This window comes from Occallatibacter sp., assembly GCF_049510455.1.
Classification (GTDB): domain Bacteria; phylum Acidobacteriota; class Terriglobia; order Terriglobales; family Acidobacteriaceae; genus Telmatobacter.
On sequence record NZ_JBEKYX010000181.1, the window covers coordinates 1 to 3,584 of the forward strand.

Annotated in this window: 3 protein-coding genes; 1 reads left to right on the forward strand and 2 read right to left on the reverse strand. The window is 58.3% G+C overall.

The annotated features are described in order from the left end of the window. Positions 1 to 1,701 (reverse strand): aspartate--tRNA ligase (aspS, locus tag ABSG47_RS20530; RefSeq protein ID WP_424172330.1); only part of this gene is annotated, 1,701 nt, incomplete at its 3' end. A 10-nt stretch (positions 1,702 to 1,711) separates the two neighbouring features. Next, the gene (gene hisS, locus ABSG47_RS20535; RefSeq protein ID WP_424172333.1) at positions 1,712 to 3,010 is read right to left on the reverse strand and encodes a histidine--tRNA ligase; all 1,299 of its coding nucleotides are present in this window, start codon (positions 3,008 to 3,010) and stop codon (positions 1,712 to 1,714) included. Between the two features lie 44 nt (positions 3,011 to 3,054). Between hisS and ABSG47_RS20540 the strand changes: the two genes are divergently transcribed. After that, a complete protein-coding gene (locus ABSG47_RS20540) occupies positions 3,055 to 3,480 on the forward strand; it encodes a hypothetical protein (RefSeq protein ID WP_424172336.1) in 426 nt (141 codons plus the stop codon). Positions 3,481 to 3,584 lie beyond the last annotated feature (104 nt).

The following is a 3,584-nucleotide window of genomic DNA, read 5'->3' on the forward strand; positions in this document are numbered from 1 at the left end:
GCCGCCGTGCGGAGGCGTGCCGTACTCAAGCGCATCAAGGAAGAAGCCGAAGCGGGCCTTGGCTTCCTCTTCACTCATCCCGAGCGAAGCAAATATCTGCTGCTGCACATCCTTGCGATGGATACGAATGGAGCCCGAGCCAAGCTCAAGGCCGTTCATCGCCAGGTCATAGCAGTTGGCGCGGACGCTCGCCGGATCGCTGACGAGGTTCGGCATGTCATGCTCGTGCGGCGCGGTGAAGGGATGGTGCGCGGGAACCCATTTGCCGCTTCCTACCTCGTACTCGAACATGGGGAAATCGACGATCCAGATGGGCTGGAAAGCATTCGAACCGTCGAGTGATTTTCCGCTCTTCGGGTCTGCGTTCTGGACAATCTCTTCGGTGACTTGAAAAGCCTTGTGGCGATCCGCGTACTTCTTTGCGAGCTCGGAGCGGAAATTGCCGGCAGCGGCGTAGACATTGATCTCGCGCTCTGAGAGGCGGCCTTCAAACTTGGTGTCGCTGGCGTTGATGTGGTGCGCGGGGTCGCCGGCGACAATGATGACGAAGTCTGCCTCTGCGGCTCCGGCAAGCTCACGCACCTTTGCGGCAGACTCCGGAAAGCCCTTTGCCAGGCGCTTGAAGTCATCAATGAACTTCGCGCCCTTCTTCAAATCAAAGTTTGGATGGTTGTCTTCGCGCTCCTTGCGAGATAGCTCGCCCACGTTCGGAATCCGCAGCGCGACGACCGGCAGAGTGGGATCGATCTGAAGCGTAGCGAGCTGTTCGTCGGTGAATGCGGAACGCACATCGGTGAGGCCTGGCAGCCGCATATCCGGCTTGTCTGAGCCGAACCGGCGCATGGATTCGTCATAAGTGATCTTCGCAAACGGCGTAGGCAGATTGACGCCTGCTGCGGCGAAGGCAGCCTTGAGGAAATGCTCCACGACGGCGAATACATGCTCCTGCCGTGGAAAGCTCATTTCAAGATCGATCTGCGTGAACTCAAGCTGACGATCGGCGCGCAGGTCTTCATCGCGGAAGCAGCGCGCGACCTGGAAGTAGCGGTCGAAGCCGGAGATCATGAGAATCTGCTTGAAAATCTGCGGCGACTGCGGCAACGCATAAAAGCTGCCAGGATTCACGCGGCTGGGAACGAGAAAATCGCGCGCACCCTCGGGCGTGGACTTGTTGAGGATGGGCGTTTCGATTTCGAGAAAGCCCTCGGCGCTGAGACTCTCGCGGATGGCTCGCGTGATCTCATGGCGCAGCCAGAAGTTGCGCTGCATCTCGGTGCGGCGCAGGTCGATGTAGCGATACCTAAGCCGCGTTTCCTCGTTGGCGATCGAATCGTCAGCAGGCGAGAAGGGCGCAAGCCGCGTGTCATTGAGGATGCGCAGTTCGGTGGCTTCGATTTCGATTTCGCCGGTGACCATCTTGGGGTTAATGGCATCCGGCGCTCGCAGACGCACTTTGCCCACGGCGGCGATGACGTACTCGGGGCGGACGGCTTCGCCCTTCTTGTGGCCCTCAGGCACCAGATCGTGATCGAGCACTACTTGGCAGACGCCTGAGCGGTCGCGGACGTCGAGGAAGATGAGGTTGCCGTGGTCGCGGCGGCGGTTGACCCAGCCCATGACGACAACGTTTTTACCTGCATCGGTTGCGCGCAGGTCGCCGCAGAGATGCGTCCGTTCGAGATTGCCTAAAAAGTCGAGCACTGCTTCTTCCTTATGATTCGCTGGCGGGCTTGCGAAGATGACCGGCAAGCTCCGCGCGCGGAACTTTGGTCTGTGTGCCGGTTGCGAAGTCCTTGACTGTCAGGATACCGGATTGGAGCTCGTCCTCGCCCAGGATGACGATGCTGCGGGCTACCTTGTCCGCGGCTTCAAAGCTCTTCTTGAGCCGGAAGCTGCCATCGCCCAATTCGGCACTGAGGCCTGCGCGGCGCAGTTCGCGTGTGAGAGCGAGGGCGGCAGCGTTGAGGTTTTCGCCGAGTGGGGCGATGTAAGCATCCATCTTTTCGGCCTGTGCGGCTTGCTGCGATTGCAGAGTGAGCACCAGCCGGTCCTCGCCCATCGCAAAACCAATGCCGGGAGCCTTGGGCCCGCCAATAGCCTCGCTCAAGCCGTCATACCGGCCGCCGCCGAGCAGAGCATTCTGCGCGCCAAGGCCGCCATGCGTGAACTCAAAGGTGGTGCGGGTGTAGTAATCGAGGCCCCGTACAAGGCGATGATTGCGCGTGTAAGGCACGCCAGCCGCATCAAGCGCGGCAATCACGGCTGCGAAATGCTGCTTTGATGCTTCGTCGAGGGAATCGACGATCTTCGGCAGCGTCTCGATGATCGGCTGGTCTTCGGGCACCTTGCAATCGAGCACGCGCAGCGGGTTAGTCACAGCGCGGCGCTGGCAATCCACGCACATCTTCGGCGCAACGTCGACGAGCGCAGCGCGAAGGACCTCGTTGTAGCGGGCGCGGTCAGCACTCGATCCAACAGAATTAATGTCGAGCGTCCAGCCGGTGATGCCAAGCTCATCCAGCAGCGTGGCAAGCATTTCGAGTACTTCGGCATCGCGTAGCGGCGATTCGCTGCCAGAAGACGCCGGCCCGATAACCTCCGCGCCAATCTGCGAGAACTGTCGATAGCGGCCCTTCTGCGGGCGTTCGCGGCGGAACTGCGGGCCAATGTAATAGAGCTTCTGCAATTGGCCGGTTTCGCCGAGCTTGTGCTCGATGTATGCGCGGACGACGCCTGCAGTATTTTCTGGGCGCAGGGTGAGAGATTGCGCCTTCTCGCTGGCAGCGCGGGCGCGGTCTTCCCACGTGTACATTTCCTTCGAGACAATGTCCGTCTCCTCACCCACGCCGCGCGCAAAGAGCGAGGTATCTTCAAAGACCGGCGTGCGGATCTCGCCAAAGTTGTAGCGCGCAAACACGGCGCGCGCTGTAGCCTCAATGCGGTTCCAAAGCGCAGTCTCCGGCGGCAAAAGATCGCGAGTTCCGCGCACAGCTTTCAGTGTTCCACTCATTCTGTTAACCTTCTGAGCAACTTCTTAGAATACAAGGTGAGCCGATGATCCATCCTGCAGCCATCGCTATGTATCTCCTTGACACGGTTTCGCAAGCGCCGGTTGTCGTTCAGATTCCACCACAAACACCTGATCCATCGTGGAAGTGGGTTGTTCAGAGTGTTGTTCCGATAATAGGTGGCACGGTAATCGCAGTATGGTCATTTATTCAAAATCGAGAATCAGAACAAAAGCAGTGGCAACGGAATCAGGCCGCTGCACATGATCAATGGGTTCTAGATCAGAAGAAAATCGAATGGCGCGAAATTCTCAAAGCTACTTCCAGTATTGAGAGAACGATTCCAGCAGTTTCAAAACTTCAAGATAGATACGATTCAGTTTCAAAATACGTCCCCGAGATGATTTCTGAGCTATTGGCTGCACGAGGGAGTTGCGTGTTCATTGCCGACGATCTAGTGTCCCGTCTCTAAAGTCCGTGTACAAAATCGGGCGACGGAATCGAGGATTTGGTCTGCGGTCTTGTGCCAGACGAAGGGCTTTGGGTTTTTGTTATGTTGCAGGATGAAGCCACGGA